At 62.3% G+C, this 6,271-nt stretch carries 6 protein-coding genes and 1 rRNA gene; 6 read left to right on the top strand and 1 reads right to left on the bottom strand.

Translation table 11 applies throughout. The annotated features are described in order from the left end of the window. Positions 1-111: ribosomal RNA gene (gene rrf, locus ACYZGB_RS12730) — 5S ribosomal RNA — on the top strand; the annotation flags it as partial. A gap of 182 nt (positions 112-293) precedes the next feature. On the opposite strand, the gene ACYZGB_RS12725 is transcribed toward rrf, so the two are convergent. After that, complete coding sequence (locus ACYZGB_RS12725) at positions 294-1,409, bottom strand: MBL fold metallo-hydrolase (RefSeq protein ID WP_462388706.1); 1,116 nt, start codon at positions 1,407-1,409, stop codon at positions 294-296. Between the two features lie 131 nt (positions 1,410-1,540). Here ACYZGB_RS12725 and ACYZGB_RS12720 point away from each other — a divergent pair, with 131 nt between their 5' ends. From ACYZGB_RS12720 to aceK, 5 genes are all read left to right on the top strand, one after another. Beyond that, complete coding sequence (locus ACYZGB_RS12720; protein WP_108615735.1) at positions 1,541-1,936, top strand: MerR family transcriptional regulator; 396 nt, start codon at positions 1,541-1,543, stop codon at positions 1,934-1,936. Positions 1,937-2,056: 120 nt separating this feature from the next. Beyond that, positions 2,057-2,440 carry a PaaI family thioesterase gene (locus ACYZGB_RS12715; protein ID WP_462388709.1) on the top strand — a complete coding sequence of 128 codons (384 nt, stop codon included), beginning with the start codon at positions 2,057-2,059 and terminating at the stop codon, positions 2,438-2,440. A gap of 39 nt (positions 2,441-2,479) precedes the next feature. After that, positions 2,480-3,670: an isovaleryl-CoA dehydrogenase gene (locus ACYZGB_RS12710; protein ID WP_462388705.1), complete on the top strand. Its 1,191-nt coding sequence runs from the start codon at positions 2,480-2,482 to the stop codon at positions 3,668-3,670. A gap of 53 nt (positions 3,671-3,723) precedes the next feature. Continuing rightward, on the top strand, positions 3,724-4,383 hold the full coding sequence (gene can / locus ACYZGB_RS12705) for a carbonate dehydratase (protein WP_462388704.1): 660 nt from the start codon (positions 3,724-3,726) through the stop codon (positions 4,381-4,383). A gap of 45 nt (positions 4,384-4,428) precedes the next feature. After that, positions 4,429-6,234 (top strand): bifunctional isocitrate dehydrogenase kinase/phosphatase, encoded by a 1,806-nt coding sequence (aceK, locus tag ACYZGB_RS12700; protein WP_462388703.1) that lies wholly within the window; start codon positions 4,429-4,431, stop codon positions 6,232-6,234. The last annotated feature ends 37 nt before the right edge of the window (positions 6,235-6,271 follow it).

The following is a 6,271-nucleotide window of genomic DNA, read 5'->3' as shown; positions in this document are numbered from 1 at the left end:
TGATGACCATAGCAAGTTGGTACCACTCCTTCCCATCCCGAACAGGACAGTGAAACGACTTTGCGCCGATGATAGTGCGGGTTCCCGTGTGAAAGTAGGTCATCGTCAGGCTCTTACAGCCCAGAAAACCCCAGTCTCATCAAGACTGGGGTTTTTTGCTTTTCGGGGGGCGCATATCAACAACCAGGCTGCATTGGTCTTGATAGCGTCCACTGCCTATCAGGCGCAGCGGTATGCTGAATGAGTCGGAACCTCCTCGCGATCCATGTGCTGCCGGACCACAGCACAAGCTACTACGCGATCTGGATAGCACCCTCTCGGCTTCTCTTTGTCGAGCCCTGCGCGAGCTGGAATCGGTGAACTCCGTTGGCGTCCCAAATCCGCTGCAGCCGCCCCTCAAACCACAACCAATGCAAGTGGGCCAAGGCCTCGCCCATGGCAAATGTCATCTGGTGTGCATCCAGCTTGCGCTTGAACATGATGGGCAGCACGTCGAATGCGGATAACGAACCTTGCTCGGCCGCCACAAGGATCTCATTGAGCCGATCTTGATGGTGACTTTGTAGCTGGCGGATGCGTTCGTGCAGGCCTTGGAAGGGCTTGCCGTGGGAGGGAAGCGCCAGCGTTTCCTCTGGCAGGACCAGGTAGCGCAACAAAGAGGTCAAGAACAGCCGCAAGGGATTGGATTCCGGCTCCGATGCATGAACGCTCACGTTGGTGGAGATCCGGGGCAGCACCATGTCGCCGCTGATGAGGGCCGACAGCTCCGCGCAGTACAGTGCAATGTGCTCGGGAGCATGTCCGTAGCCGCTGATGCACTGCCAGACTCGTCCGCCGATCTCCAGTGGGTCCCCATCCATGAGCCGACGGAAGCGAGGTGGTAGAGCGGGGACGAGCGTCGGAAAGTACGAAGTTCGCCCCCGTACATGCTGGAGGAATTCCCCATCCTGCATGCCATGTAAGGTATAGAAGTCGGCGTCGGCCTCACCGCCAAAGCCATTGCGGTCGTACACGGCGACTCTGGCCACTTGGTAGTCGGTGGCGCTGATCCACAGGTTCACATTCCAGCGTTCGCACAGCCAATGCGCCAAGCCGATGTGGTCTGGATGCATGTGGGTGACGATCACCCGCAGGAGTGGCAGGCCCTCCAGGCTGTTGGCAAACACCTGCTCCCACTGCGCGCGCGTGCTCGGGCTGTCGATGCAGCAATCGACCACGGTCCAGCCCTCCACGAGGGCGCCATGTACATCGGGCTGCCGATCCCGCAGCAGCCACAAGTTGATATGGTCGAGCGCAAACGGCAGACCCATGCGGATCCACTTGACGCCAGGAGCGACGGTGATGGCTCCACCTTCAGGCGGGAGAACATCCCCCAACGGGTAGTGGATCTGGTGTTCGAGTGGGTTCATAGCAATGGTTGTATGCGTTAGCATTGACGTTAACGTTAACGTAAACGTCATGCATCCGAGGCATTGTAGGGACCGATGGCCTAAAGGCTGTCTCCTGCGCGAAACCGCACCGGTTGCATGCAGCCCACACCATGGCCAATACCTACACCATCAGCGATCTCGCCAAAGAGTTTGACCTCACCACCCGGGCCATCCGCTTCTATGAAGACATGGGCCTGTTGCAGCCTGAGCGAACGGGGGCTGCGGGTCGCAACCGCGTCTACAGCGCCCGGGACCGCACGCGCTTGCGCCTGACCCTGCGTGCCAAGCGCCTGGGTCTGTCGCTGACCGAGGCCAAAGAGATCATTGATCTCTATGACAGCCCGCGCGATACCGGCGTGCAGCTGCGCAAATTCCTCGATGTACTGGTGCTGCACCGCAAGCAACTGGAAGAGCAGATGGCCGACCTGAGGGCCAACCTCGAAGAGGTCCAGGAGCACGAGGAAGAAGCGCGCGCACTGCTCCTCAAGGTGGAAACGCAAAAATGATTCATAATTGACGTTTACGTAAACGTAAATCAGGAGACCGTCGTGACAACGACCCCGTTCGAGCCCCGCTGTGCCCATTACGCAGACCGCGTGCACGCCAGCTTTGCGCGCCAGGGAGCGATGCAGACCCTGGGGGCCTGCCTGGGCCTGCTGGAGCCCGGGGCGGTGGACATTGAGCTTCCCTGGGCCCCTGGGCTGACCCAGCAACACGGCTTCCTGCATGCGGGCATGGGCGCCACGGCGCTGGACTCGGCCTGCGGCTATGCGGGCTTTACCCTGATGGCGGAGGACGCAGCGGTCCTCACGATTGAATTCAAGATCAACCTGCTGGCCCCCGCAAAGGGCGAGCGGTTTCGCATGGAAGGCCGGGTCATCAAGCCTGGCCGCACCATCACCGTGTGCGAAGGCCGGGCTTTCGCCATCGACGGCAGCCAAGAAAAACTGGTGGCCACCATGGGGTGCACCCTCATGGCGGTTGCCGGGCGCGACGCGATCCAGGGCTGAGCGCAGCATTTCCCCCTATCCATTCCGAGGAGACATTCCATGAGCATTCCCGCCAACCTGCCCGGCCTCAACTTCCAGCTGGGCGAAGACATCGATGCCCTGCGCGACGCCGTGCGCGACTTTGCCCAGGCCGAAATCGCGCCGCTTGCGGCCGAGATCGACAGGAGCGACCAGTTCCCCATGGACCTGTGGCGCAAGATGGGCGACCTGGGCGTGCTCGGCATCACCGTGCCCGAGCAGTACGGCGGTGCCGCCATGGGCTACCTCGCCCACATGGTGGCGATGGAAGAAATCTCCCGTGCCAGCGCCTCGGTGGGTCTGTCCTATGGCGCGCACAGCAACCTGTGCGTGAACCAGATCAACCGCAACGGCAACGAGGCGCAAAAGGCCAAGTACCTGCCCAAGCTCATCAGCGGAGAACATGTGGGTGCGCTGGCGATGAGCGAACCCGGCGCGGGCTCCGACGTGATCAGCATGAAGCTCAAGGCCGAGGACAAGGGCGGCTACTACCTGCTCAACGGCAGCAAGATGTGGATCACCAACGGCCCCGACGCCGACACGCTGGTGGTCTACGCCAAGACCGAGCCTGAGCTGGGCGCACGCGGCGTCACAGCCTTCCTGATCGAGAAGGGCATGAAGGGTTTTTCCATCGCCCAAAAGCTCGACAAGCTGGGCATGCGCGGCAGCCACACCGGCGAGCTGGTGTTCCAGGACGTCGAGGTGCCCGCTGAGAACGTGCTGGGTGGTCTGAACCAGGGCGCCAAAGTGCTCATGAGTGGCCTGGACTATGAGCGCGCGGTGCTGACCGGCGGCCCCCTGGGCATCATGCAGTCGGTGATGGACAACGTGATCCCTTACATTCACGACCGCAAGCAGTTCGGCCAGAGCATTGGCGAATTCCAGCTCATCCAGGGCAAAGTGGCCGACATGTACACCGTGCTGCAGGCGGGGCGCTCGTTTGCCTACACGGTGGCCAAGAACCTCGACATGCTCGGGACTGACCATGTGCGCCAGGTCCGCAAGGACTGTGCCAGCGTCATCCTCTGGTGTGCCGAAAAGGCCACCTGGATGGCGGGCGAAGGCGTGCAGATCTATGGTGGCAACGGCTACATCAACGAGTACCCGCTGGGCCGCCTCTGGCGCGATGCCAAGCTGTACGAGATTGGTGCGGGCACCAGCGAGATCCGCCGCATGCTGATCGGTCGCGAGCTGTTTGCCGAAACCTGCTGACCTGCGGACCTTTGCCGCAGGCCGATCCACTGTTTGAAAGAGCCAGACCCACCATGCCCACCTCCATCGAAGACCTGTTTGTTCACAACCGCGCCTGGGCGGCCCAGATGGAACGCGAGCGCCCTGGCTTCTTCACCGGCCTGCTGGCGCAGCAAAAGCCCAAGTACATGTGGATCGGCTGTTCTGACAGCCGCGTGCCCGCCAACCAGATCACGGGCCTGGAGCCTGGCGAGGTTTTCGTGCACCGCAACGTGGCCAACGTGGTTGTGCCCACCGACCTCAACTGCCTGTCCACCATCCAGTACGCGGTGGACCAGCTGCGGGTTGAGCACCTCATGGTCGTGGGCCACTATGGCTGCGGCGGTGTGCTGGCCGCGCTGGAAGGCATGCGCGTCGGCCTCGCCGACAACTGGATTCGCCACGTGTCCGACGTGCGCGACCGGCACCGCGACCTGATCGCGTCCATTGAACCCCAGTGGCGCCACGACGTGCTGTGCGAGCTGAACGCCATCGAGCAGGTGGTCAACGTGGCGCAGAGCACCGTGATGCTCGACGCCTGGGGTCGGGGCCAGAAGGTCACGCTGCATGGCTGGTGCTACGGCCTGAAAGACGGGCTCATCAACAACCTGCACATGTCGGTGGACAGCACCGAAGGCCTGGAGTCGCTCTACAAGGCGGCCATCGCTGGCGTGGCTGCCGCCAAGCGGCAGTAAGCGGCGCCCCCCAAGCCCGCTCACTGCGACGGCCGAGAACCCGCCATGTTCCCGCAACGCCTCGATGCCCCACAGGCCTACGGCATTGCCAAGGCCATGATGGACGGCTTCAACCGCCACTACCGGCTGTTCCGCACCGAGTCTGCGCGGGCCAAGCACCGCTTTGAAACCGGCGACTGGCACGGCCAGCAGCGGGCGCAGCGCGAGCGCATCGAGTTCTACGACCTGCGGGTGAAGGAATGCGTGCGCCGGCTGGAGAAGGAATTCAGCGCGGGCGCACAGCCCATGGACGTGTGGCACCAGATCAAGCTGCACTACATCGGGCTGCTGGTGAACCACCACCAGCCTGAGCTGGCCGAGACCTTCTTCAACTCGGTCACCACCAAGATCCTGCACCGCACGCATTTCCACAACGACTTCATCTTTGTGCGGCCTGCGGTCAGCACCGAATACATCGAGAACGACGAGCCCGCCGCGCGCCCTACTTACCGCGCCTACTACCCCACGCGCGACACGCTGAACGACACCTTCCAGGCCATCATCGAGAACTTCCAGCTCCAGCGCGAGTTCGCCGACCTGCCGCGCGACACGGCCTGTGTGGTGGCCGCCATGCGCAGCCGCCTGGACAAGGTCAAGCTGCGCACCAACTTCCAGGTGCAGGTGCTCACCAGCCTGTTCTTTCGCAACAAGGGCGCCTACGTGGTGGGCAAGATCATCAACGGTTTCAACGAAGTGCCGTTTGCGCTGCCCATCCTGCACGACGATGCTGGCCGCTTGTACATCGACGCCGCGCTGTTTGGCGAAGACGACATGCAGATGCTGTTCAGCTTTGCGCGTGCGTACTTCATGGTGGACATGGAGGTGCCCAGCGCCTATGTGCAGTTCCTGCGCAGTCTCATGCCGCGCAAGCCGCGCGCCGAGATCTACAACGCCCTGGGTCTGGCCAAGCAGGGCAAGACGCTGTTCTACCGCGACTTCCTGTACCACCTGAAGCATTCCAGCGATCAGTTCCGCATTGCGCCCGGTATCAAGGGCATGGTGATGCTGGTGTTCGACCTGCCGAGCTTTCCGTTCGTGTTCAAGCTCATCAAGGACTACTTCCCGCACCAGAAAGAAACCACGCGCGAGCAGATCAAGGCCAAGTACCTGCTGGTCAAGCAACACGACCGAGTGGGCCGCATGGCCGACACGCTGGAGTACAGCGAGGTTGCCTTCCCCCGCGACCGCTTTGACGATGCGCTGATTGCCGAGATCGAGAAGTTCGCCCCCAGCCAGCTCGAAATCAGCGACCGCGATGGCGACGGCCAGACCGAGGTGATCATCAAGCACCTGTACATCGAGCGGCGCATGATCCCGCTCAACATCTACCTGCAGGAAGCCTTCGACACCGGCCTGGCCGACCCGCGCGCGCGCCAGCAGATGGAGCACAGCGTCATCGAATACGGCAACGCCATCAAGGACCTCGTGGCCGCCAACATCTTCCCCGGCGACATGCTCTGGAAGAACTTCGGCGTCACACGCAATGGCAAGGTTGTGTTCTACGACTACGACGAGATCGAATACCTCACCGACTGCAACTTCCGCCGCGTGCCCACGCCGCGCAACGAGGAAGAAGAGATGAGCGGCGAGGTCTGGTACAGCGTGGGCCCGCGCGATGTCTTCCCTGAAACCTTCGGCCCCTTCCTGCTCGGCAACGACGCGGTGCGCGAAGTCTTCATGCAGCACCATGCAGACCTGCTCGACGCCGCGTTCTGGCAGTCGCACAAGGAGCGCATCCAGGCGGGCCACATGTTCGATGTGTTTCCCTACGACACCGAGCGCCGCTTTGCGCAGGTCGCCGCTTCCCGCTGATCGCCAGCCAATTTCATTGCCCCCTTTCCTCTGACCA

This window comes from Acidovorax sp. Q11 (assembly GCF_054950075.1).
Note: the sequence above shows the minus strand (reverse complement) of the source record. Positions and strands in the feature narration are given on the sequence as shown.